The sequence below is a fragment of the Leucobacter fengyongliangi genome, assembly GCF_052386045.1.
In genome coordinates this window covers 426,588-449,023 of sequence record NZ_CM126356.1, presented here as the reverse complement: position 1 = coordinate 449,023, position 22,436 = coordinate 426,588, and the positions used below count along the sequence as shown (strand labels likewise).

24 protein-coding genes are annotated in these 22,436 nt (G+C 64.9%); 14 read left to right on the top strand and 10 right to left on the bottom strand.

Going from position 1 to position 22,436, the window contains the following annotated elements; all coding sequences use genetic code 11:
• Window positions 1–357 precede the first annotated feature (357 nt).
• The 5 genes from relB (at window position 358) to ACTNFK_RS02140 (ending at window position 2,967) form a co-directional block, all read left to right on the top strand.
• A complete protein-coding gene (gene relB, locus ACTNFK_RS02160; protein ID WP_435936015.1) occupies window positions 358–630 on the top strand; it encodes a type II toxin-antitoxin system RelB family antitoxin in 273 nt (90 codons plus the stop codon).
• 23 nt (window positions 631–653) lie between these two features.
• Window positions 654–920, top strand: a complete 267-nt coding sequence (locus tag ACTNFK_RS02155; RefSeq protein ID WP_435936014.1) for a type II toxin-antitoxin system RelE family toxin — start codon at window positions 654–656, stop codon at window positions 918–920.
• 162 nt (window positions 921–1,082) lie between these two features.
• Entirely contained in the window at window positions 1,083–2,231 is a 1,149-nt protein-coding gene (locus ACTNFK_RS02150; protein ID WP_435936013.1) for a glycosyltransferase family 4 protein, read from the top strand.
• A gap of 149 nt (window positions 2,232–2,380) precedes the next feature.
• A complete protein-coding gene (locus tag ACTNFK_RS02145; RefSeq protein WP_435936012.1) occupies window positions 2,381–2,587 on the top strand; it encodes a ribbon-helix-helix protein, CopG family in 207 nt (68 codons plus the stop codon).
• Window positions 2,584–2,967 carry a type II toxin-antitoxin system death-on-curing family toxin gene (locus ACTNFK_RS02140; RefSeq protein ID WP_435936011.1) on the top strand — a complete coding sequence of 128 codons (384 nt, stop codon included), beginning with the start codon at window positions 2,584–2,586 and terminating at the stop codon, window positions 2,965–2,967. The genes ACTNFK_RS02145 and ACTNFK_RS02140 overlap by 4 nt, the downstream gene beginning before the upstream one ends.
• Before the next feature lie 79 nt (window positions 2,968–3,046).
• On the opposite strand, the gene ACTNFK_RS02135 is transcribed toward ACTNFK_RS02140, so the two are convergent.
• Complete coding sequence (locus ACTNFK_RS02135; protein ID WP_435936010.1) at window positions 3,047–4,477, bottom strand: LCP family protein; 1,431 nt, start codon at window positions 4,475–4,477, stop codon at window positions 3,047–3,049.
• A gap of 240 nt (window positions 4,478–4,717) precedes the next feature.
• Here ACTNFK_RS02135 and ACTNFK_RS02130 point away from each other — a divergent pair, with 240 nt between their 5' ends.
• The 3 genes from ACTNFK_RS02130 (at window position 4,718) to ACTNFK_RS02120 (ending at window position 6,685) form a co-directional block, all read left to right on the top strand.
• The gene (locus tag ACTNFK_RS02130; protein ID WP_435936009.1) at window positions 4,718–5,890 is read left to right on the top strand and encodes a mannosyltransferase; all 1,173 of its coding nucleotides are present in this window, start codon (window positions 4,718–4,720) and stop codon (window positions 5,888–5,890) included.
• 201 nt (window positions 5,891–6,091) lie between these two features.
• Window positions 6,092–6,328, top strand: a complete 237-nt coding sequence (locus ACTNFK_RS02125; protein ID WP_435936008.1) for a hypothetical protein — start codon at window positions 6,092–6,094, stop codon at window positions 6,326–6,328.
• A gap of 6 nt (window positions 6,329–6,334) precedes the next feature.
• Window positions 6,335–6,685, top strand: a complete 351-nt coding sequence (locus ACTNFK_RS02120) for a type II toxin-antitoxin system PemK/MazF family toxin (protein ID WP_435936007.1) — start codon at window positions 6,335–6,337, stop codon at window positions 6,683–6,685.
• A gap of 84 nt (window positions 6,686–6,769) precedes the next feature.
• Here the strand turns inward: ACTNFK_RS02120 and ACTNFK_RS02115 are convergent, their stop codons facing one another.
• From ACTNFK_RS02115 to ACTNFK_RS02105, 3 genes are all read right to left on the bottom strand, one after another.
• Entirely contained in the window at window positions 6,770–7,987 is a 1,218-nt protein-coding gene (locus tag ACTNFK_RS02115; RefSeq protein WP_435936006.1) for an MFS transporter, read from the bottom strand.
• 30 nt (window positions 7,988–8,017) lie between these two features.
• Window positions 8,018–8,533, bottom strand: coding sequence for a 5-(carboxyamino)imidazole ribonucleotide mutase (gene purE / locus ACTNFK_RS02110; protein ID WP_435936005.1), 516 nt, complete (start codon window positions 8,531–8,533; stop codon window positions 8,018–8,020).
• 93 nt (window positions 8,534–8,626) lie between these two features.
• On the bottom strand, window positions 8,627–9,742 hold the full coding sequence (locus ACTNFK_RS02105; protein ID WP_435936167.1) for a 5-(carboxyamino)imidazole ribonucleotide synthase: 1,116 nt from the start codon (window positions 9,740–9,742) through the stop codon (window positions 8,627–8,629).
• Window positions 9,743–9,998: 256 nt separating this feature from the next.
• On the opposite strand from ACTNFK_RS02105, the gene ACTNFK_RS02100 reads away from it, so the two are divergent.
• On the top strand, window positions 9,999–11,624 hold the full coding sequence (locus tag ACTNFK_RS02100; RefSeq protein WP_435936004.1) for an MDR family MFS transporter: 1,626 nt from the start codon (window positions 9,999–10,001) through the stop codon (window positions 11,622–11,624).
• The gene (locus ACTNFK_RS02095; RefSeq protein ID WP_435936003.1) at window positions 11,621–12,151 is read left to right on the top strand and encodes a MarR family winged helix-turn-helix transcriptional regulator; all 531 of its coding nucleotides are present in this window, start codon (window positions 11,621–11,623) and stop codon (window positions 12,149–12,151) included. The genes ACTNFK_RS02100 and ACTNFK_RS02095 overlap by 4 nt, the downstream gene beginning before the upstream one ends.
• Window positions 12,152–12,173: 22 nt before the next feature.
• Here the strand turns inward: ACTNFK_RS02095 and ccsB are convergent, their stop codons facing one another.
• The 3 genes from ccsB to ACTNFK_RS02080 are packed head-to-tail and all read right to left on the bottom strand — an operon-like array spanning window position 12,174 to window position 14,773.
• Window positions 12,174–13,157, bottom strand: coding sequence for a c-type cytochrome biogenesis protein CcsB (gene ccsB, locus ACTNFK_RS02090; RefSeq protein WP_435936002.1), 984 nt, complete (start codon window positions 13,155–13,157; stop codon window positions 12,174–12,176).
• A gap of 39 nt (window positions 13,158–13,196) precedes the next feature.
• Window positions 13,197–13,931: a cache domain-containing protein gene (locus ACTNFK_RS02085; RefSeq protein WP_435936001.1), complete on the bottom strand. Its 735-nt coding sequence runs from the start codon at window positions 13,929–13,931 to the stop codon at window positions 13,197–13,199.
• Window positions 13,928–14,773 carry a FadR/GntR family transcriptional regulator gene (locus ACTNFK_RS02080; RefSeq protein ID WP_435936000.1) on the bottom strand — a complete coding sequence of 282 codons (846 nt, stop codon included), beginning with the start codon at window positions 14,771–14,773 and terminating at the stop codon, window positions 13,928–13,930. Before ACTNFK_RS02080 ends, ACTNFK_RS02085 begins: the two co-directional genes overlap by 4 nt.
• A gap of 264 nt (window positions 14,774–15,037) precedes the next feature.
• Between ACTNFK_RS02080 and ACTNFK_RS02075 the strand changes: the two genes are divergently transcribed.
• The 4 genes from ACTNFK_RS02075 (at window position 15,038) to ACTNFK_RS02060 (ending at window position 19,281) form a co-directional block, all read left to right on the top strand.
• Window positions 15,038–16,114 (top strand): ABC transporter ATP-binding protein, encoded by a 1,077-nt coding sequence (locus tag ACTNFK_RS02075; RefSeq protein ID WP_435935999.1) that lies wholly within the window; start codon window positions 15,038–15,040, stop codon window positions 16,112–16,114.
• A gap of 114 nt (window positions 16,115–16,228) precedes the next feature.
• The gene (locus ACTNFK_RS02070) at window positions 16,229–17,407 is read left to right on the top strand and encodes a type 2 periplasmic-binding domain-containing protein (RefSeq protein WP_435935998.1); all 1,179 of its coding nucleotides are present in this window, start codon (window positions 16,229–16,231) and stop codon (window positions 17,405–17,407) included.
• 161 nt (window positions 17,408–17,568) lie between these two features.
• A complete protein-coding gene (locus ACTNFK_RS02065; RefSeq protein ID WP_435935997.1) occupies window positions 17,569–18,453 on the top strand; it encodes an ABC transporter permease in 885 nt (294 codons plus the stop codon).
• An 18-nt stretch (window positions 18,454–18,471) separates the two neighbouring features.
• Window positions 18,472–19,281, top strand: a complete 810-nt coding sequence (locus ACTNFK_RS02060; protein ID WP_433645770.1) for an ABC transporter permease — start codon at window positions 18,472–18,474, stop codon at window positions 19,279–19,281.
• 9 nt (window positions 19,282–19,290) lie between these two features.
• Here the strand turns inward: ACTNFK_RS02060 and resB are convergent, their stop codons facing one another.
• The 3 genes from resB to ACTNFK_RS02045 form a co-directional block, all read right to left on the bottom strand.
• Complete coding sequence (resB, locus tag ACTNFK_RS02055) at window positions 19,291–20,952, bottom strand: cytochrome c biogenesis protein ResB (RefSeq protein WP_435935996.1); 1,662 nt, start codon at window positions 20,950–20,952, stop codon at window positions 19,291–19,293.
• Window positions 20,936–21,709, bottom strand: a complete 774-nt coding sequence (locus ACTNFK_RS02050; RefSeq protein WP_435935995.1) for a cytochrome c biogenesis CcdA family protein — start codon at window positions 21,707–21,709, stop codon at window positions 20,936–20,938. The genes resB and ACTNFK_RS02050 overlap by 17 nt, the downstream gene beginning before the upstream one ends.
• 61 nt (window positions 21,710–21,770) lie before the next feature.
• Entirely contained in the window at window positions 21,771–22,430 is a 660-nt protein-coding gene (locus ACTNFK_RS02045) for a TlpA family protein disulfide reductase (protein ID WP_435936166.1), read from the bottom strand.
• Window positions 22,431–22,436 lie beyond the last annotated feature (6 nt).

Sequence of the window (22,436 nt, the reverse complement as noted above, 5' to 3'; positions counted from 1 at the left end):
CCTGACGCACGACCTGCCGCCACTTGTTTGCTTCTGATCGTCGCTCATCTGCTCGCTCGCGATCTCCAACACCCACTATTCCTGTCTCTCCATTGCAGCCTCGGGCTGAAATGAACATCCAGTGAATAAAGGGTAGCCGACGCTCCTGAGCAGCGCCTGCCCTCCACGCATTCGAGGCCGCCGGGTTCACGCCGCGCGACGCGCGCGACGCGCTTACGGCGTACCTCGCACGCTAGAGGCGCGATCCACTCTGGCGATGCCGCCTTTCACGAAGCTGATTCACTCTGCGCCGGATACAGCAAGTTGCGGAATGACGTTTCAGTGCATTCAAGGGCAAGCACGCGTAGTATGTATTACATGTCCGACACCATTTCGCTGCGACTTCCCGCTGAACTCAGTGAGCGCCTTTCCCGGCTCGCGGCGTTGACTCACCGACCGAAGTCCTTCTACGTGCGTGAAGCGCTCGAAGAGCATTTGAGTGATCTCGAGTGGGCCTACACGCTTGCGGACGAGGCCGCTGTGATCCGACGTGGTGAAATCGAGACTCGCCCACTCGATGAGTTGACCCGCGAACTCGGGTTTGACCCTGATGAGTTGCGCGCCGAGGCACGTGGCAACATCGCTGTCTGAACAGCAACGAGCGCATTCCGGGCATGAGCTATTCGATTCGCCATCAACCACGCTTCGCGAAGAAGCTGCTCAAGTTAGACGCTCAGGTCGCTCGCCGCATCCTGCGCGACCTGCACGCACTCGAAACACTCGAGAATCCGGCACTGCGCTGCAAACCACTACGCGGGCCACTCAAGGGTTTGTGGCGATATCGCGCTGGTGACTACCGGGTGATCCTCGATATTCACGACGAGGAACTGCTTATCATCGCCTTGGACACTGACCACCGCAGCACGATCTACGACGACTAGCCGGGTGAGTTGCTCACAGTCGAGCCGGGGAAGCCGGGCCAGTGCGAGATTTCGAGCGCCGAAGATTCACCAACTTGACCCCGAGGTGTGGGGTGCGTGAACACTTGGTGGTGGGGAGCGCTTTTCACGATTCCTGAGGCCGGGAGCCGCCACCATTGAGGTGTGAAGATCGCTCTGATTGCTGAATCCTTCCTCCCCCACATGAACGGCGTCACAGGCTCGGTGATGCAGGTGCTCAAACACCTTGGCGCGGCCGGCCACGAGCTCCTGGTGCTGGCCCCGGACGCGGGAGCCATCGAGGCCGACCTCCACGGTGCCCGCACTGAGTTGCTGCGGTCGTATCCGCTCCCCTCCTACCCCGAGGTGCGCATGGTGTTCACACGCCCCGCGAAGATCGCGCAGTCACTTGTATCGTTCGGCGCCGACATCGTGCACCTCGCCTCACCGCTGCTGCTCGGATGGAACGGGGTGCTTGCCGCCGACGCGTTAGGCATCCCCTCGGTCGCCGTCTATCAAACTGACATCGTCGCCTACACCGAGAAGTACGGGATCCCCGGGGTCGCTCCCCTCGCCGCGGCGCACATCGCCCGACTGCACCGTCGATCCACCCTCACGCTCGTGCCCTCGACATCGGCGCACACACACCTCAGCGAGCTGGGGGTCGAACGCCTGCGCCACTGGGGGCGAGGGGTCGACGCCGAGCGATTCACCCCCGCGCGCCGCAGCGAGACCTGGCGCGAGCAAGTCGGGCAAGGCCAGTTGCTGGTCGGCTACGTGGGGCGCCTCGCCCCCGAGAAGCAGGTTGAGGATCTCGCCGCACTCCACGACCTGCCCGGAGTGCGCCTCGTGATCGTGGGAGACGGTCCCAGCCGGCCGGAGCTCGAGCGACTGCTGCCCAACGCGCACTTCACCGGATTTCTGGATGGCACCGAACTCGCCGAAGCGATGGCCAGCTTCGACGTTTTCGTGCACCCGGGCGAGTCCGAGACGTTCTGCCAAACGGTGCAGGAAGCGCTCGCGAGCGGCGTGCCCGTGGTCGCCACCGGCCGCGGCGGCCCCGTCGACCTCGTGCGCAGCAGCGTGAACGGATGGCTGTACGAGCCCGGCAACCTTGCCGAACTTCGTGCGCGGGTGACCGACCTCACCGGCGACGATGCCAAGCGCGCCGCCTTCGGGTCGGCCGCGCGGCTCTCCGTGCGCGATCGCACGTGGGCCGCACTGTGTGACCAGTTGGTGGGCCACTATGCGGAGGCTGCTGAACCCAGCCGCGCCGACCAGTTGCTGCTCGCTCGCGGCGCGATGCGCGTGTAGTTGACACCCCGCTCAGGGTCTCTGGTCAAACCCAGTCTGCGGCCGACGCGCTGATATCGACCATGGCGCGGCATTTCGTCGTGCGCCCCTCGCGCAAAGGTTGCGCAATCGCCATTGATACCAGTCAGGTATCTCGGTATCATTTTGGTATGGCTATGACTGTAAGGCTCCCGGAGGATCTCGACACGAAGCTCGAACTCCTCGCGCGCACGCGGCACATATCAAAGCACGCCATACTCATCGAGGCCGCCGAACGATTGATTGCCGAGGAGGCAAAGACCGCAGCCGTGTTGAGTGCGGTGGACACGATCGGTGCGGAATATGCCGACGCGATTCGTCGCCTCGCAGACGCATGACGGTCTACATCGACCCTCCTCAAGCCATTGCAGTAGTCGAGCATCTTGGGCTTCGTGTACGCGACAGTGGTCTCCTCTTCTCGGCGCTCGCGCGGCCTGCGTCGAACCTGTTTGGTGACGATGCGTATGCAACGCTCGAGCTCAAGGCCGCCGCTCTCCTCAGTTCACTCGCGCAAAATCATGCGCTGTTCGACGGCAACAAGCGGCTCTCCTTGCTGCTGACCTTCACGTTTCTGCGTCTCAACGGACGTCGAGTGACGTTTACGAATGATGAAGCATTCACCCTCGTGCTCCTCACCTCGCAAGGGAAACTCAGCCTCGAAGAACTTTCATATCAGTTCGCTACGCACACTACGCCGCTTCCAGATTCGAGCGCTTAGCGCTGGCACCCCGCCCAGAAAGCCGAAACGCTGAAACCCGCGTGCATAACAGCGCAGTACACGACGCAGTTCCTCAGCTCTACTCCTCTGCGGGCACCGGGGAGGCGGCCGCGACCCCGTCGGCGACAAACCTCTGAATCTGCGCGTAGTCGGGGTACATAGGATCCACCATCGGCGGTATCAACTCGACGGCCACCGGAGTATGGTCTTTCGCCTTGGTCGCGAGATCCACGAACCTGCCGAGCATCGACTCGGGGATATCGGTCTGCACCACGTTCGACCCAGCTGCTGCGACCTCTTGAAACCTGAGCAGCACGTTCGCCGGATTCGCCTGCGCGAGAATCGCCGCCTGGAGCTGGCGCTGATGCACCATACGGTCGTAGTCGCCGTTCTGCAGCCCGTGCCGCACGCGGGCGAAGAGCAGGGCGGTCTCGCCATCCATATGCTGCGCACCAACCGGCAGAAATGAGTCGCCCTCGACCCACATTCCGGTGTCGGGATCTTCATACCCGCCGAGCGGAATGGGCTGGGTCACATCGATCGTGACCCCACCCAACGCGTCGATGAGCGAGGCGAAGCCGTTCATGTCGACGAGCACGTAGAACTGCACCGTGAGCCCCGTCGCGCCTGATACCGCGTCTTTCATCGCCTCGATGCCGGGCGACGAACCGCGCGATACCGCATCGGCATACATGTCGGTGTAGAGGTAGCCCCATTGCGGGTCGTTCACGAGTTCGACCTCGGCGTAGAGGCCATTCAGCTGCCCGGTGGTGAGGCACCCGCCGTACTCGCCGAAAGCGTTGGGCCCGGCGCAGAAACCGTTGGGGTGCACCGGATACAGCGGAGAGGTCTCGGGGAACGGCATCTCAGTGAGGTCTCGCGGCAGGCCCACGATGACCGACTGCCCGGTCTCGGCATCGACGCTGACGAGCGAGATGCTGTCGGGCCTGAGGCCCTCGCGATCCTCACCCGCGTCGGCACCGAGCAGCAGGATGTTGTAGCGCCCGTCAATCGCCTCGACCGCGGGCGCCCCGCCGCCGAAGATGTCACCGATCGCGCCACGCGCAGCCCCCACCGTGAGCCCGGCCCAGGCCGCAGCTCCCACCGGCAGCACCGTCAGCACGACCGCGAGCATCGCCACCGGCACCCGCCAATTTGGCGTGACCGACACCAGCCGCGTGAGCCGCAGCGTGTCGAACCCGAGCACGAGCCACAGCACCGCGTACGCAAAAATCACGCCCTGCAGCACCAGTAGGAAGATGCTGTTTGTGACGATCGAAAGCGTCGTCTCTTGCGCGAACAGCATGCCGATCACGCCGACGAACGCCAGCGCGAGCAACACGAGGGTTGCGCCCAAACCGAACCGCCCCAGCTTGCGATTGCCCGCAAGCACCTGTGCGCTGCCCGGCAGCACAAACCCCCACAGCACCAACCAGCGCGCGCGCTTCGTCATCAGCGGCGGCGAGCTCGCATCAGGGTTGCGCAGCGGGCGTTCGAGATCGAGACTCACGCGCCGGTATCCAGGTTCGCTTGTGGATCAGCCGAACCGGTAAGCCGCCCGACGCTGCCGGCACTGAGATCACACATGGGATAAGCGTATGAGGTTCACGCCGCGGCGGCTGTGAAGCTGCCGGGCGAGTGGCGATCCACCCGGCGACAATCGCGTCACGAAACGCCCATGCACAGGAAGTTCATTGGCTGATTCCGTAGACTGAGACCAGAACACTGCACCAACGCGCCGAGGAGGAAAGTGGCCACGCTCACGCTCATCGGCGAGCCAATGCCAGGCCTTGAATCCGCCGCGCACGCAGCCGCCGCGCTTGACCTCACCGAGGCCATCGCCCGGGTCGCGCCGCGTGGATGCAGCGCACGACTGTTGCTCGCGAACGGGAGCGAACTTCCCACCTTCGCGAGCCCCAGGGCGCGCGCCGAGACCATGCCGATGCGGGCAAACCTGCTACCGCTGCTGTGGCGCACTGGGGCGACCGCACGCCCGCTTGATGACGAGTTCGTGCACGCCGTGACACCGCTCGTGCCCCTGCGCGCACGCCATGAAGACGATGCGACACAGACATCGGTCACCGTGCCGCACGCCCTCGCGTGGCTCGCGCCCGAACTCATGGGGGCCTCCGAAGCGCGCCAGTACCGGGCCTTCGTGAAACGCGCGCTGCGTTTCGCCGATGCGGTACTCACGCCCACCCACGCAGTCGCGACGGTGCTGCACGAGCACTACGGGCTTGACCTTCCCGTGCAGGTGCTGCCGTTGGCGGCACCCTCAGCCTTTTCGCGGCCGCTCGACGAGGCAGCTGCATCTGCACGGCGCGCCGAACTTGGGCTTCCCGAGCACTATGTCGTAACGACCGCAGGGCCCGGCGCGCGCGGGCGGCTCGAGTGGATCCTTGACGCGATGGCGGCGGATCCCGCGCTTCCCGACCTCGTCGTGCTGCAGAGCGCGGCACCTGGTTCCGTGCACACATCAACAAGCGCCAGTGGCGGTGCGAATACGGCTACGGCCGGGGCCCCGGCTCAGGGGCCTGCACCCGCGCTCACCGAGATGGGCGAGCGCCTGCAGGGTCGCGTGCACCAGCTGCCGGTCGCTGAGCTCACTGACATGGGCGTGGTGCTCTCGGGCGCCCTCCTCCTTGCCCTTCCACAGGAGTTCATCGGCACCGGGTACGAGGTGCTCGGCGCGCTCGATGCCGGGGTGCCTGTGCTGCACAGCGAGTGCCCGGTCGCGAGCGAACTCGCACTCGACGCTGGCACCACCGCTGACTCGGCCGGGGCATTTGCGCATGAACTCACCCGGCTCACGGGCCCGGAGGCCGACCTCGACTGTCTGCGAGTACTCGCCGAGGATCGCAGCCGATCCTTCAGCTGGACCACGACCGCGTGGCAGCTGTGGGAGTTGCACGCCGCGCTGTAGTTCGAAGTTACGCGAATCTCCGAGGATGAGAGCGGCACGCGGCACGCGGGTTGCTCGAAATCGCGTGGGGTCTACGACCAGCTTCCCCAACTTGATGGAAACACAGAGCAGGATCCACAATTTGAGGAAGATGAGCGAGTCGCCCCAACTACACCCCCGCCCGCCCCGGTGACGGCGATCGACGACTGGTATACTTTGAGTATGACAACGACCATTAAGGTTCCCAATGAACTTCGGGATCGGCTGAAGCGGCAGGCCGCACTGTCGGGCCACACGCTTGGGGCACACCTAGAGCGACTCGCCGACATGGCTGAGCGTGATCTGCGATTCGCAGCATTGAAGTCGGCAATCTCGGGCACCAAGCCAGACGATCGTCGAAGCTACGAGAGCGAGACGACCGCCTGGGAGCGGGCAGCACGTGAAGATGCTTCTGAGTGACCGTCAGTGAGTGATCCTGAACTTTCACCGGGCGATATCGCTTGGGTTGCATTGGATCCGGTGCGCGGGCGCGAGCAGGGGGGACACAGCCCATTGCTCGTGATCGCCTCGGCTGGGTACCTCGACGCGGTCACCACGCTGGTGATCGGCTTGCCTATCACCAGCGTCGATCGGCAGTGGCCCAACCACGTCGCGGCGCGCGGTGAAACTGGCCTCGATCGTGAATCCTGGGTCATGACCGAGCAACCTCGCACCCTCTCTCGCGAGCGGATCACGCGCGTTTCGGGCTCAGTGTCACCCGAATGCTTGGCCGAGGTGCGGCTCTGGCTCAGCGATTTCCTCGACCTGCGCCCCTAGCGAGTTTTCTCGGCCGATCTGACGCTGAAGCCGAGCAATATGACGCAAATTGTGGCCTGGGTGGCCAGCGCACCACATTTCGCGTCACATTGAATTTGTGGGTCGCGAGTCGTAGCCCCAGGCGACGACCGCCGCGAGCGCAGCCGCCACGATCACTAGCCCCGCGGTGCCGGGCCACCCGATCGCGGTGAATGCCGCGCCGCCCGCCCAGCCGAGCACGCTCGAGCCCGCGTACAGGCCCCAATTGTAGAGAGACGGGGTGAGGCTGCGCCCCGATCCACCGCGCGAGTTGAGGAGGCCATTCGACACCGCATGTGCGCCGAAGAACCCGGCGGTAATGAGCGCCATGCCCGCCACCACCGCGGGCACCGCCTGCACGAGCGAGACGGCCGCGCCCGCGGCGAGCGCCGCAACACAGACGATAAGCGCACCCGTCGAGCCGAGACGGCGCGTGAGTCGCCACACCTGCGCCGACGCGACGGCACCGGCGAGATAGACGAGGTAGATCCACGAGACCTGCGCCACCGAGAGATCGAACGGGGCCTGCTGCAATCGAAACGACACCGCGTTGTAGGCCGCTACCATCGCCCCCATCAGGAGGAACCCCTGGGCAACGAGCGCGAGCACCCCGGGCCTGCGCAGGTTGTCGCCGAGCCCCCGCCACAGGGGGATCGGCGCCGCGGGCGGCACTCGTGTCGCCGGGAGCAGGAGCAGGAAAACGACGGCAGAGACGAACGCGAGCAGGGCCACCGCAAGCACACCGCCGCGCCAACCCCACACCTCGCTTGCCGAACCCGCCAGCAGACGACCCGAGAGCCCGCCGATCGTGGTGCCGGCGACGTACGAGCCGATCGCGGCGGCGAGCGCGCGCGGCCGCACGGTCTCGGCGAGCGTCATCACCGCGAGCGCGGGCAGCCCAGCGAGCGCGAGCCCCTCAATGAACCGCACAGCGACGAGAACCTCGAAGCCGGGCGCGGCCGCGACTGACGCGCCCACCACCACGGCGAGCGTTATTGCGACCCGCATCGCGACCGCACGACCGACCCGGTCCGACCACCGCGCCCAGGGCACCACGCCGACCGCGACGCCAATGGTCGTCGCACCGATCACCCACGATGCAGCACCCGCCGATACCTCGAATTCGCGTGCGATCTCGGGCAGCAATGCCTGCGGTGAGTACATCTGCGCGAAGGTCGCGAAACCAGCGAAAAAGAGGGCGATCAGTGCGCGGCGATAGACCGGGCTGCGCTCGTCAACGCGCGGGTCACCCGTTTCACTCGCCGGGGGTGGATCAGCGCGCAACGTCCCGGGGCCCTTGTGACTGGCGATCCACTAGCTGAGGGTGCCCGCGATGCGGGCCTTCAGCGCCTCATTCTTCTGCTCGACCATCTCGGCGAGACCCACCTGGTAAGCCTCGAGCTGGCCGGCGAGCGCCGGGTCTGTTGAGCCGAGGATACGGACAGCTAGGAGGCCTGCGTTCTTCGCGCCGCCGATCGACACCGTCGCCACCGGAATGCCGCCGGGCATCTGCACGATCGAGAGCAGCGAGTCGAGCCCGTCGAGCTTTGCCAGCGGCACGGGCACACCGATCACCGGAAGCGTGGTCATCGAGGCGATCATTCCGGGCAGATGCGCGGCACCGCCCGCCCCCGCGATGATGGCCTTCAGCCCACGGGCCGCAGCGTCGCGCGCGTAGGCCACCATCTTGTCGGGCGTGCGATGGGCGCTCACGACCTCCACCTCGTGCGGGATCCCGAATTCGCGCAGCACCTCGACCGCGTCGCTCATCACCGAGAAATCGGAGTCGGAGCCCATGATCACGCCAACAAGGGGGGTCGTTTCAGTCATTCCCCCATGCTACTTGCCTCAGGAGCCCGGCTATGTGGCGCCCTGCTCGGCGGCCTATGCGAGCAACACGTCGTACCACTGCCTCGCCGGGCCCTAACTGAAGGCGGCGGCGGCGGCACGCGCCTGTGCGCGCACCGTTTCGAGATCGTCACCGGTCACGGTGACGTGGCCGACCTTGCGGCCCGGCCTGGGCTGCTTGTCGTAGCTGTGAAACTTCGCGCGCGGGTGCGCCGCGAGCGCCTCGGCGTACCGCACCGGCATCGGGCCCTCGGCCGGCCCGCCGAGCACATTCACCATCACTACGGCTGGCGCGGTCATTGAGGTGTCGCCGAGCGGAAGATCCGCCACCGCGCGCAGGTGCTGCTCGAACTGGCTCGTGACCGAACCCTCGATCGAGAAGTGCCCCGAGTTGTGCGGGCGCATGGCGAGCTCGTTGACGAGCACGCGGTGATCCACTGTTTCGAACATCTCGACCGCGAGCACTCCGGTGACACCCACGCCTTCAGCGACCACCTGGCCGATTCTGGCCGCCTCCGCGAGCGTCGCGGGGTTCTCGACGGGAGCGGGCGCGAGCACCTCGGCGCATACGCCGCCCTCCTGCACGGTTTCGACCACGGGCCAGGTGCGCATTTCGCCACTCGAACGGCGCGCCACTAGCTGCGAGAGCTCGCGGGTGAACTCGACGAGTTCCTCGACCAGCAGGTGGCCCACGTGCCCGTCTTCGGCGAGCGTCGTGAACCAGTCGCGCACCTCGTCGGCCTGCGACACCACCCTTACGCCCTTGCCGTCGTACCCTCCGCGCGCGGTCTTCACCACGGCGCGGCCGCCGTGTGCATCGATGAACTCCTGCAGGTGGGCCTCAGTCTCGACCGCCGCCCAATCGGGCACGGGCACGCCGAGCTCGGCGAGCTTTTGCCGCATGAGGATCTTGTCTTGCGCGTACTGCAGCGCCTCGGGACGCGGGTGCACCTGCACGCCTCGTGCCTCGAGTTCGCGCAGAATCGGTTGCGGCACGTGTTCGTGATCAAAGGTCACCACGTCGACGGTGTTCGCGAAGGCGTACACGGTCTCGGGGTCGCGGTAGTCGCCCACAACGTCGGCCGCTCGGTCGGCGCTCGACCTCGGCGTTTCTGCGAGCACGCTGATTCGCAGACCCAGGTGGATCGCGGGCGGCACCATCATGCGGGCCAGCTGCCCCCCGCCGATCACGCCGATACGAATGATGCCGGGGTTCTCGCCCGTGTCGCGGGCATCGGTTGTACCGGATGTGCCGGGAATGCCTGCGTTGCCTGCGTGTTGAGCCATGTCTCCCATTCTGCCGCACGCCGCGGGATCCGCGAGCAACTAGTTGATCTATATCAACCATTCGCATATAGTTGACTTTCATCAACCAAAGCGCGCGCCCCGATGGTCAGATTTCAAGTGGCGCCGCCGATCCGCCAGCCAACTGAGGACCCGCCCGCAGATGCCCCGCACCAGAGCCAAAGCCAACACCACAACCACCAGCACCAGCACCCCCGAGCAACGACCGTGGGCTCTCGAAGGCAGAGCCAAGAACCTTGCCCTCACCGGCCTCTTCTTAAGCATGGGCGTCTCGATGCTGTCGATGACCGTCATCGGCACCTCGATGCCCCTGATCATCGCCGATCTTGGCGGCGATCAGGCAGCGTTCACCTGGGTGGTCACCGCGGCCATGCTCGCCTCAGCGATCAGCACGCCCATCTGGGGCAAGCTCGCCGATCTTACGAGCAAGAAGCTCCTCCTCCAGCTCTCGCTCGTGATCTTCACGCTCGGCTCGGCGCTCGCGGGTATGGCGAGCGACCCCGCCTGGCTCATCGCGTTCCGCGTGGTGCAGGGCATCGGTGCCGGCGGTATCCCTGCCCTCGGTCAGATTGTGCTCGCCGAGATCATCAGCCCTCGCGAACGCGGTAAGTACGCCGGCATTATGGGTGCAGTGATGGCGCTCTCGACGGTCGGCGGCCCCCTGCTCGGCGGGTTTATTACCGACACCATCGGCTGGCGCTGGAACTTCTACGTTGCCGCCCCGATCGCCCTCGTCGCGATCATCATGCTGCAGCGCACCCTCAACCTCTACACGGTCAAGCGGAGGGTGAAGATCGACTACTGGGGCGCCGCGCTGATTTCGACGGGATTCTCCAGCCTGCTCATTTGGGTGACCCTCGGTGGATCGGCCTTCGACTGGCTGTCCTGGCCATCCATGCTGATGTCAGTCGGCGGTCTTCTCGTGTTGGTCCTCGCTATAGTCGTCGAACTCAAAGTGGAAGAACCACTCATTCCGCTCACCCTGTTCAAGAATCGCACCTTCACGCTGTCGGTCATCGCCAGCCTCTCCGTGGGGCTCGCGATGTTCGGAACCTCCGTATTCCTCGGGCAGTATATGCAGCTCGCTCGCGGCAAGACTCCCACCGAGTCGGGCCTCCTCACCATTCCCATGATGGCCGGCTTGCTCCTCACCTCCACGCTTGCCGGGCAACTCATCACGCGTTTCGGCAAGTGGAAGGCCTTCATGGTGGCCGGTGCCGTCATGATGTTCGTCGGCCTCCTCCTGCTCGGCCAGCTGCGGTACGACACGTCGTTCTGGTACGTCAGCGTGTCCATGTTCATCCTGGGTGCTGGCGTCGGTCTGTGTATGCAAAACCTGGTGCTGATCGTGCAGAACACGGTGGATCCCCACCAGATGGGTGCCGCCAGTTCGGGCGTGAGCTTCTTCCGCACCATCGGTGGCACCGCTGGCATGTCAGTGCTGGGCGCGATGCTGGCCAGCCAGGTGGTCACCTACATTCGGGAGGAGCTTGCGAAGCTTTCTCCCGAGCAACTGGTGGGGGCAGACGTGCTGGCGGGCGGGGCAATTCCCAAGCTCGCTGAGCTTCCCGGGCCCATCAAGCTTGTGGTCGAGACTGCATATGGGCACGGGATCGGCAACCTCTTTCTCGCCGCCACTCCGATCGCCCTGATCGCGATTATCGCGATCGCCCTGCTGCCCAACATCCCGCTCGGCACAAAGTCGAACGCACAGCGCCTTGCCGAGCAGGTCGCGGAGAATGAGCAAGCAGTTAGGCTCGACGCGTGAGCGAGCACGGGGCAACCGGCACCTCGAGTGACCTGAGGGAATCGGGTAGCTCAGGAACCACGGGAGACTCGGGTGCACCCTCGCGCGCTCCCGATGCCCCGGTCGCTGAGGTGATCCGCGAGATTGCGGGCGAATTCGCGGCCACGTTTGCCTTCGCCCGGAGCCACTGGGCCGGACACGCCGAGAACGTGCATCCCGACCTCAAAGGCGTGGGGCTCATGGTGCTGCAGCGCATCACCCGATGCGGCCCGATCACCGCCACAGAGGTAGCTCAGCACCTCGACATGGATAAGGCGACCGTCAGCCGTCAGGTCACCAAACTGCGTGAACTCGGGCTCGTGGAGGTTGCACCCACCGCGGAAGACAAGCGTGTGCAGCTCTTGACCCTGAGTGCGGAGGGAGCGGCAGCTGTCGAAGAGCTTCGTGGTCACATGGCCGGCGACTACGCGGAGCGCTTCGCCGGGTGGGACGAGTCCGATCTCGCCCACTTGCGGGCGCTCCTGCACCGCTTCAACGGCGCCGACTAAGCGCGCTTCAGTTCGCGGTGACCTAGAGGCCTGAGTAGGCGTGCAGGCCCTTGAAGAAGACGTTCACGATCGTGTAATTGAAGATCACGGCCGAATACGCCACGATCGACAACCACGCAGAGCGCGTGCCGCGCCAGCCGCGGGTGGCGCGTGCGTGAATGAAGCCCGCGTAGAGCACCCAGATCACGAAGGTCCAGACCTCTTTCGTGTCCCAGCCCCAGTACCGACTCCAGGCGCGTTCGGCCCAAATGGATCCGGCGATCAGCGTGAAGCTCCAAAACACGAAGCCGATGATGGCCATTCGGTAGGCAGAGTCTTCGAGTCGCAGCGCATCGGGCAGGGTTGACATGAAGCGCATGCTCGAAGTGTTGCCCGCCTTGACCTTGTTTTCGCGGTTCGTCTGCAGCAACTGCACCACCGAAAGCCCGAACGAAATCGTCAGGAAACCCACGGCAAGCACGGCCACCATGATGTGCAGCACGAGCCAGTACGAGTCGAGGGCCGGGGGCAGCGGCACGATGTCGACGTAGTAGTTGACCTTCGTCACGCCGAGGAAGAGCAGCGCAAGGGCGGTGATGAGCACGCCGAGGAAGCGCAGATCCACAAAGAACTGCATCAGTAGATAGACCGCGACAATCGAGAGCGTAGCGGTGAGAGAGAACTCGTACATGTTCGCGAACGGCACACGCTCAGCGGCGATACCGCGCAGAACGGTCGCCGCGGCGTGAAACACGAAGGCGACCACGGTGAGGGCGAAGCCAATGCGCAGCGAGCGCGAGCGGGGTGCCCGCGATGTCTGCGCCGCCGCCGGGGCCTGCGCGCGAGTGATTGTGAGGGTGGATCCGGAGGCCGCACCCGTGGTGGCCGCCGGGGCGGCAGCCTGCGCCGGGGCAACACCCCCACTGCGGTTGGCAAGATCCACCGCGAAAAACACGAACGCGATGGCGTACACGGCCATGGCCGAATACAGAGAGAGGGTGGAGTAGTGTTCCAGCGTTTCCAGCACGAGCGGCAGTTTATCCCTTCCGTCTGATGAATTCCCGCGCTACCGCACAGGCACGAGCAACGCGAAGGGGTAACGAGTGGATCGCACCACTCGCACCTCGTCCCCGAGCGCATCGAGATCGGACTCGAAGCCGACCCCGGCGTAGCGATCCCCGGTCTCGTAGGCGACATCCGCCGACACCACGACCCGGCCGCTCGTATTCACCAGCGCGGCGTCGCCGAGCCCCTCAACCGCCGGCAAGAGCAATTTCTCGAGCGAGGCAATCAGCACGTCGGCACACACCACTCCTGCGAACTCACCGTCGAGCATCACCGGCAGAGCCACCGTCACCGTGATTTCGTTTGAGCACAGGTAGTCAACGAACGGGCCGGCAACGTGCCGCTCGAGGGTTTCGGCCGGCACGCGGTACCACTCGAGCCGGTGCAAGTCGATGGCAGCCTGGCCAGGGCCGAATGTCGAGGAAGCGAGCAAGCTTCGGTCGGCGCCCTGCCACCAGGCCAGTGGATTCCCCTCGGTGACGATCGACTCGGTCGCGCAGTAGCCTGCACCGTATATGGGGCGATCCGAGGTCGCGAGCACCCGGCGCGCGTCGGCCTCGGTGAGGGTCGCGAGCTGCGCCCCGGTGATACCGCCCTGTGCCAGGCGATCCGCTAGCTGCTCGGTTAATGTGGGCAGCCATGCCTCAAGTGGCGCGAAGACCCCGTCGAAGAACTGATCGACCGTTGACATGACGGTGACGACTGGATCAGCAGTCTGCGTCGTGCGCTCGTTCACGCGGCCTCCCCTGCACTCCCCGCGGCATCAGCGCGCGCGCGGTATGCCTCCAGTGTGTCACGAAGGGAGGTACCCGCCGGCTGCGAGATGAGTTCGGCGCGAAATGCGCCGAGCCACCGAACCGAACCGCGGATGCTGCGTCGCACCACCGCGCGCACCTGCGCAACATCGCCGGTGCGAATCGCCTCAATCTGCGCAATGAGCGAATCATGGGTGAAGTGGCGTTGCTCGAGGTCGAGGTCTTGCAGCGCGAGCAGCGGCGTGAACTCCGCCTGCACGCGCACGTGTTCTGAAGTCAAGCGAACCGACTGACTCAGCGCAGCAAGTTCGAGCTGCACGTCGGTGATGCGCCGCCGCCACGCGTCGGCGGGGAGTTCACGTGCCGCGGCAAGCACATGGTGCACGGCATCCAGCTCGTCGGGTGTCGCGCGAAGACAGGCGTACTCTGCGCAGGCCGCGGTGATCACCTCGTACAGCACCCCCAGGTCAGCGAGATCGACCCGCGGCAGCTCAATGAGCATGCGCGCGTTCACCTCAACAACCGCGCCGAGGCTTGAGCGCACGAAGCTGCCGCCGTTACGGCCCCGACGGGTTTCGATCAACCCGCGGTGACGGAGCGTGCCCAGCGCCTCGCGCACGGTCACGACCGCGACCCCAAACAACTGCGACAGTTCGTTTTCGCTCGGCAGCCGATCGCCTTCGACGAAGGCTCCCGAAGAGATCGCCTGCACGAGGCGCGTCTCAACAAGTTCGGCCCGACCCTCGTCGCCGATGGGGGCGAAGGCGGCGTTGCGCAGACGGCTGGAGGCGGAATGCGGGGAGCGCTGAGCTGTGATCGACACAGGTCGCCCTCCCTTCTTTCCTCGTCGTCGAGTGTGGCACGGTGCGGGCGCGGCAACACTGAGTCTGCGCTCAGGGTTCTCACCCGCAGCAAGTGGATCGGACAGCCTTTCAGGCTGGCCTGCCCCGACCCCATGACCCGGGCAAGCCCCAGGCGATGTGACCGAATCGTGATGCGTGATCCACTGCTTCGATGACTATACATCTAAAACCGTATGTTAGCCTTCTGAACGTTCGACATCGTTGTTGAGGAGAAACACGACATCATGGCTCAGCCCAGCACGGCGCACGACGCCCCCACCGAAGCCGCAGTCTCACTGCAGGGAATCGCGAAGCAATTCGGCGATCTCACCGCGGTGAAAGATCTCGATATCGACATTCGCGGTGGCGAATTCTTCTCAATGCTCGGCCCCTCAGGCTCGGGAAAGACGACCGTGCTCCGCATGATCGCGGGGTTCGAGGAGCCGACCGCGGGCAAGATCCTGCTGCACGGGAAAGACGTGACCCGCACGGCGCCCTTCGACCGCGAGGTCAACACGGTGTTCCAGGACTACGCACTCTTCCCGCACCTGACCATCGCCGAGAACGTCGCCTACGGACTCACCGTGCGCAAGGTTGACAAGGCCACCCGCGTAAAACTCGTCTCCGAAGCGCTCGAGCAGGTGCAGCTCGGCCACGTCGCCGACCGCAAGCCGACACAGCTGTCGGGCGGCCAGCGACAGCGCATCGCGCTCGCCCGTGCCCTCATCCTGCGGCCGAAGGTGCTGCTGCTCGACGAGCCGCTTGGCGCCCTCGACAAACAGCTGCGCGAGCAGATGCAGATCGAACTCAAGCAGATCCAGCGCGAGGTCGGCATCACGTTTATCTTCGTGACGCACGATCAGGAGGAGGCGCTCACGCTCTCCGACCGGGTCGCCGTCTTCAACAACGGCAAGATCGAGCAGGTCGGCTCGCCGCGGGAGGTCTACGAGTTCCCGCAGACCGAGTTCGTCGCCCGCTTCCTCGGCGTCACCAACATCCTGCCGGCCGAGCTGTCGCAGCGGGTGCTCGGCAACGGCGAGGTGCACAGCCTGCGTCCCGAGCGCGTGCAATTGACGGATCCGACCTCCCCCACCGATGCCGACACCGTGGCGCTCGCCGGCACCGTGGCCGAGACAGTATACGCCGGGGCGCATACGCGTTACCTCGTCGATACCGTCGACGGCATTCGCATCATCGCTGAAAAGCAGAACTCCCACACACCCCGCACCGAACCCGGCGTGAACCGTGGCGACACGGTGAGCGTGCGGTTCCGACGCGATCACGCGACCGCGGTGCCCGGCCCCGTCAGCGTTCCCGCCTAGCGCGGCGCGCATCGCGCGACGTGATCCACCCCACACCTGAAAACAAACAGACACCCAGACTTACAAGCCACACACCCCGGGCCCGAATGGGCGCATCAACACAAAGGAGTACCGATGAAGAACAAGCTGGCAGTGCCCGCCGCCGCAGCGGCCGCACTGGCGCTCGCCCTGACGGGCTGCGCAACCGCCGACACCGCATCCGAGAGTGGTGGTCTGCAGATCGACGTGCCCGAGATCCCCATGATGGAGGAGCTCGGCGAGTTCGAGAACGAGGTCAACATCGTCGCGTGGTCGGGCTTCGTTGAGCCCGAGTGGGCCGATACCTTCACCGAGGAAACCGGCTGCAAGGTAAACCGCAAGGTTGCCGGCACGAGCGATGAGATGGTGCAGCTCATGCGCACCGGCAACTACGACCTCGTCTCGGCATCCGGCGACGCAAGCCTCCGCCTCATCGTCGGCGGCGACGTGCAGCCCCTCAACCAGGATCTCATCCCCAACTTCGGCGACGACATTGTCGAGGGCATGCAGGGTCAGATCTACGACACGCTGAACGGCGTGCCCTACGGCGTACCCATCGGCCGCGGCGCGAACATCCTGCAGTGGAACGATCAGGTCATCACCGAGGCACCCACCAGCTGGGACATCGCGTGGGAAGCTGACTCCCCCGCCGCCGGCAGCATCATCGCATACGACGCGCCGATCTACATCGCCGATGCCGCCGTCTACCTGATGGCCACGCAGCCCGATCTGGGCATCGAGAACCCCTACGCCCTCGACGAGGAGCAGCTTGCCGCCGCAGTCGACCTGCTGAAGCAGCAGAACGAGATCATCGGCGACTACTGGGCCGACCCGGTGAAGCAGATCACCGCGTTCAACGGGGGCGACGTGACCGTTGGCACCTCGTGGGAGGTCCTGCGCAAGCTGTCCGAGAACCCGAACCTCCAGGGCACGCTGCCCGAAGAGGGTTCGACCGGCTGGTCTGACGCGTGGATGCTTGCCGCCGATGCCAACAACCCCAACTGTGGCTACGCCTGGATGGATTACACCTCCAGCGCCGAGGTCAACGGCAAGATTGCGATGAACTTCGGTATGGCTCCGGCCAACGCCGCGTTCTGCGACACCAGCGACGAGGCAGCAGCTCACTGTGAGCTGTTCCACGCCGAGGACGAAGAGTACTTCTCGAAGGTCTGGTTCTGGACCACCCCCATCGAGCAGTGCATCGACGGCCGCACCGACGTCACCTGCACGAACTTCCAGCAGTGGACGGACGCCTGGGCAACCGTCAAGGGTTAACCCCGTGAGTGGGCTGGCCGATCCGCTGATCTGATGGTGGATCGGCCAGTCCCCACACTCCCCCGCCCGCACGGCGCCAAACAGGCACCGGGGCCGCACTACCCGCCAGGCGTACCTGGCCCGCCACACCCGAGTTTTCCACTCACCAGATGAGGATCGACGTGACCACCCAGTTCTCGCTCTCGACGAAGCCGAAGCCGCTTTCGTCGGCGCTGCAACGCCACCCGAAGGGGCGCCTGGCCGCGCTGTTGACGCTGCCCATGGTGTGGCTCGTAGGCGTGTACATACTCTCGCTCGCGTTTCTCCTCGTCACCGCGTTCTGGGTTACCGATCCATTCACCTCAAAGGTGAAGCCCGGGTTCACCCTCGATAACTTCGTGAATCTCTTCACGGTTCCCGCCTATCTCAGCGCGTCCATTCGCACGCTCGGCATCGCCGCCGCCGTCACCGTGATCTGCGCCGTCTTCGCCGTGCCGCTCGCCATCTTTATGGCAAAGCTCGCGAGCCCCTGGATGCGCGCGTTACTCGCCGTCGCCGTCACCCTGCCGCTCTGGGCCGGGTACCTCGTCAAGATCCTCTCGGTACGCATCGTGTTCAGCGAGGGCGGATTCTTCAACTGGCTCTTTGGCCCACTCGGAATCCAGAGCCCCGGCTACGGCATCACCGTCACCATCATCGCGCTCGTCTACCTCTGGTTTCCATACATGGCAATTCCGGTATACGTGGCTGTCTCACAAATTCCTGCGAACCTGTTCGATGCTTCGGCCGACCTCGGGGCACGCGGAATGCGCACAATCGTGTCGGTCATGCTTCCGCTCATGAAGCCTGCGCTGATCGCCGGGTCGATCTTCACCTTCTCCCTCAGCCTCGGTGATTACATCGCGGCGAAGTTCGTTGGCGGATCCACCCAGATGATCGGCACCATCATCGCCTCGAACATCAACCTGAACCCACCGGTCGCCGCCGCCTTTTCGGTCGTGCCGATCGTGCTCGTGCTCATCTACTTGCTCGCCGTTCGCCGCACCGGCGCGCTCGAGAACATCTAGGCCCGAAGGGGAATCGCAATGTTGAGACTCGGCCGAGGCGCCAAGATCACCCTCACCGTCATCGCTGCGCTCGTGATCATCAGCACGTACGTGCCGCTGCTCGTGATCGTCATGAACTCCTTCAACCCCAGCCGCATCGCCGGGTGGCCCATCTCGGGTTTCTCACTCGTGTGGTGGGAGAAGGCCCTCACGAACCCCGCCGTGCACGCCGCCGTCTTCAACTCGGTGGTGGTAGCGCTCGGCGCCACCGCGATCGCGCTGGTGCTCGGTACACTCTCCGCGTTCGCCCTGCAGCGGTTCAAGTTCTTTGGCCGCGACGTGGTCAACCTGCTCATCATCCTTCCGATCACCCTGCCGGGCATCGTCACCGGTGTCGCGCTGTCGAACACGTTTTACCAGGTGCTTGACCCGATCGGCATCAAAGTGGGCTACGCGGGCATGATCATCGCGCACGCCACCTTCTGCGTGGTGATGGTGTTCAATAACGTGATCGCCCGGCTGCGTCGCATGAACCCCAACCTTGAAGAGGCCTCGATGGATCTCGGCGCTGGCCTCGGTCAGACGTTCCGCCTCGTGACTTTCCCCCAGTTTCGGAGCGCGTTCATTGCGGGTGGCCTGCTGGCCTTTGCGCTGTCGTTCGACGAGGTCGTGGTGACCATCTTCACCGCCCCTCCCGGCGTGGAGACGCTGCCGCTCTGGTTCATGAACCAGATGGCGCGCCCGAACGAGGCCAACCAGGTGAACGTGGTCGCGACGATCATCATCTTGCTGTCGCTGATCCCGGTCTACTTTTCACAGAAGGCGCAGTCGGCCTCCGACGCGAAGTAGTAGCGCGAGCTACAGCCGGGCGCGGTGGTTGTCGCGCAGCTGCTCCGTCGCCCGCTCGAGCGCCGGGTCATCGCCACGCGCGAGCGCCGCGTACTGCAGCACCACGCCGTCGGCCACGGGAAGCGCCTTCACCCACATGCGGCGGCGCGGCACGAACAGCGATGCCCCGAGTCCCGCGAGGGCGAGCAGCGCGAATATCAGCACCCACTCCTGGGCTGGGTTCTGCATGACGTCGAACGAGGCGTACCGCGGGGAGGCCTCGAACGTGATGGTGCCCATGCCGCCGGGCAGATCCACGGTGTCGCCGAGAGTCAGCTCGATCGAATCAGCATTGACCGCGCGCCCGGTGAGCTGCTCCATGTTCGCGGTGTCGAGGGCATAGACCGACTGCGGCAGGCCCGCATCAATACCCAGATCGCCCACAAACGCGTCGAGCGTCAGCACCGGGTTCGTAAGATCTGGGTAGTTGGAGGTGTACGCACCCGACTCAAGATCAACCTTTGATGGGTAGAAAAACCCGCGCAGGCCGAGCTGGGTCGGCTCCCCCTCGAAGTCAAGCCCAAACGGCACCTTGATCACGCCGAGCGAGGTGAGGTTCTGATCTTGCGGGATAAAAGGCATGGACTCGCTGTAGACGATCTCGCCGCCCGCATCGCGAATCGTAAGCGTCGGTGCATACCCGTTTGCGATGAGATAAATCGGCGAACCGTGCACGCGAAGCGGGTGATTCACGCGGATCACGTCGATCACTTCGCTGCTATCGGGATTGATCAGCGTGACATTAGCGCGGTACTCGCGCACCAGGCCGATCGCGTCGAGATTCCCGTCCTCCGGGGTAACGTAGTCGACTTCGAGCGAGTCAAGCCGCATGCCGAACGGCTCCAGGCTCGCGTCCCTGAACGAGGTGCCTGAAGTCGCCGAGTCATAGTCGATGAGTTGATTGACCATCGTCTCGCCCTCGACCAGCACCTTCTGGCCGTTGAAGGTGAAGGCACCCCCGATGGCCACGCTCACGAGCACCCCGACGAGCGCGAGGTGAAAGACAAGGTTTCCGGTCTCGCGCAGATACCCGCGCTCGGCCGACACCGAGATCTCGTGCTGCCCACTTCGGCTGGTGGATCGCTGCACCTCGGCGCGGTACCGCTGCTGGCGCAGGATCGCCTGTGCCTCGGCGATCGCGCGCTCGGCGAACTCTTCACGCTCGGCATCAGTCGCGTTCGGATTTGAGAGCCGCTGCTCGGCGAATCCGGCCATGCGCTGGAGCCTCGCGGGTGTGCGCGGTGGAGCGCTGCGAAGGGCCTTCCAATGGTGGATGATGCGCGGCAGAACGCAGCCGATGAGCGAAATGAAGAGCAAGAGGTAGATCGATGAGAACCAGACCGACGAGTACACGTCGAACGCCTGGATCGGGAACGCATCGAGAATCGGGAACAACTCGGGATGATCCGCTTCGTACTGAAGCACGCCATTCGGGTCGGCGCCGCGCTGCGGCACCAGGGAACCCGGGATCGTCGCGACCGCGAGGAGCAGGAGCAAAATGAGCGCGACACGCATGCTGGTGAGCTGTCGCCAAAACCAGCGACCCCAGCCGCGTAGGCCGAGTTCGGGGGATTCGACGGTGGCGGAACCGCGTCCGCCACGTCCGTCTTCGTAATCAGATGGCCGGGACAAAGCTCGACATCACCGCCTGGAGTGCATACATGATTTGGATCCATACCCCGCTGAGCATAAGTACCCCGATGATAATCAGCAGCACGCCGCCGATGAGGTTTACCGTGCGAATATGACGCTTGAAGAAGTTGGTCGCGGTGGTCATCCACCCGAACCCAAAGGCGGCGAGCACGAATGGCGCACCGAGCCCAATGCTATACATCAGGGCAAGCCAGGCACCGCGCCCAGCCGTACCACCCTGCAGTGCGAGTGAGCCGATGACCGACAGCGTCGGTCCGATACACGGGGTCCAGCCGATCGCGAATACGGCACCCAGCAGCGGTGCGCCCACGAGGCCCAGGCGTGGCTTGAGTTTCAACCGGGTAGTGCGTTGCATTCGACCGAACGCGCCGATGAATACGAGGCCCATGACGATGATGAGAGCCCCCATGATGCGCGTGATCGGGTCTTCCCACTGAATCAGCCACGAGCCGACGCTCCCCGCGAGTGAGAGGATCGCGACGAACACCGCGGTGAATCCGGCCACGAACAGCAGTGCGCCGAACACCATGCGCCGGCGAGTGCGTCGGGCATCGGTGAGGAGCGTTCCGTTTCCCGAGGTCCCGCCTGCGGAGCTGGCAGAGGCGCTGACGTAGGCGAGATACCCCGGCACGAGCGGCAACACACACGGGGAGACGAACGAGACGAGACCGGCAGCGAGTGCGATCACGGAGGCGACGAGCAGTTGCCCGTCCGCCACGAGATCAGTCACATCCACGCGCTAGCTCCTTCAGAATCGAAACATGTACCGATCGGCATACGCCGCTAAGTGGATCTGGCTAGCCCTCAGCGAGGGTTTCGTTGATCAGGGTGCGCAGCTGCGATTCCCCGGCGAGCTGCCCCAGCACCCGATGGGCGACGCGCCCTTCGGTGTCGAGCACCAGCGTGGTCGGCACCGCGTTGAGCGGCACCTGACCAGCGAACGCCCGCTGCACCGCTCGGCCCCCGGCAGAATCCATGATCGAGGCGTATTGGACTCCGAATTCCTTGGCGAACTGAGTTGCTTGAGCACTCTGATCGCGCGTATTCACCCCAACAAACTGCACACCCTGCGGCGCGAACTCGTCGTACGCGGCAACCAGGTCGGGCGCTTCGGCGCGGCAGGGAGCGCATCCGGCGTACCAGAAATTCACCACGGTGACCGAGCCCAGTGTGTCGGCCGACCCCAGCTCGTCACCATACTCGGTGATGCCCGAGAATTCCACCGGCTCAGTGCGCTCGGCGGGGGCGATACTCAGCGACGAACCGTCGCCCGAGACGAAGCCCTTCTCGCCCGAATCTTCCCACTGCTGCGCAAGCGTGTCGGCCTCACCCGTCGAGCATCCCGCGAGCCCAAGCCCCAGCGCGGCAGCCAGGGGCAGCGCGAGCAAAGTCGCCAGGGCGCGGGTGCGGCGAATTCCCCCGCCGCGCCGCGATCCACCATATGCACCATCAAACATATTCAC

Bases quoted from the DNA above. Each gene is read 5' to 3' on its own strand.
- ACTNFK_RS02145 (WP_435936012.1), top strand. From the start codon at position 2,381: ATGGCTATGACTGTAAGGCTCCCGGAGGATCTCGACACGAAGCTCGAA.
- ACTNFK_RS02070 (WP_435935998.1), top strand. From the start codon at position 16,229: ATGAAGAACAAGCTGGCAGTGCCCGCCGCCGCAGCGGCCGCACTGGCG.
- relB (WP_435936015.1), top strand. From the start codon at position 358: ATGTCCGACACCATTTCGCTGCGACTTCCCGCTGAACTCAGTGAGCGC.
- ACTNFK_RS02075 (WP_435935999.1), top strand. From the start codon at position 15,038: ATGGCTCAGCCCAGCACGGCGCACGACGCCCCCACCGAAGCCGCAGTC.
- ACTNFK_RS02060 (WP_433645770.1), top strand. From the start codon at position 18,472: ATGTTGAGACTCGGCCGAGGCGCCAAGATCACCCTCACCGTCATCGCT.
- purE (WP_435936005.1), bottom strand. From the start codon at position 8,533: ATGACTGAAACGACCCCCCTTGTTGGCGTGATCATGGGCTCCGACTCC.
- ACTNFK_RS02125 (WP_435936008.1), top strand. From the start codon at position 6,092: ATGACAACGACCATTAAGGTTCCCAATGAACTTCGGGATCGGCTGAAG.
- ACTNFK_RS02100 (WP_435936004.1), top strand. From the start codon at position 9,999: ATGCCCCGCACCAGAGCCAAAGCCAACACCACAACCACCAGCACCAGC.
- ACTNFK_RS02045 (WP_435936166.1), bottom strand. From the start codon at position 22,430: ATGTTTGATGGTGCATATGGTGGATCGCGGCGCGGCGGGGGAATTCGC.
- ACTNFK_RS02140 (WP_435936011.1), top strand. From the start codon at position 2,584: ATGACGGTCTACATCGACCCTCCTCAAGCCATTGCAGTAGTCGAGCAT.
- ACTNFK_RS02155 (WP_435936014.1), top strand. From the start codon at position 654: ATGAGCTATTCGATTCGCCATCAACCACGCTTCGCGAAGAAGCTGCTC.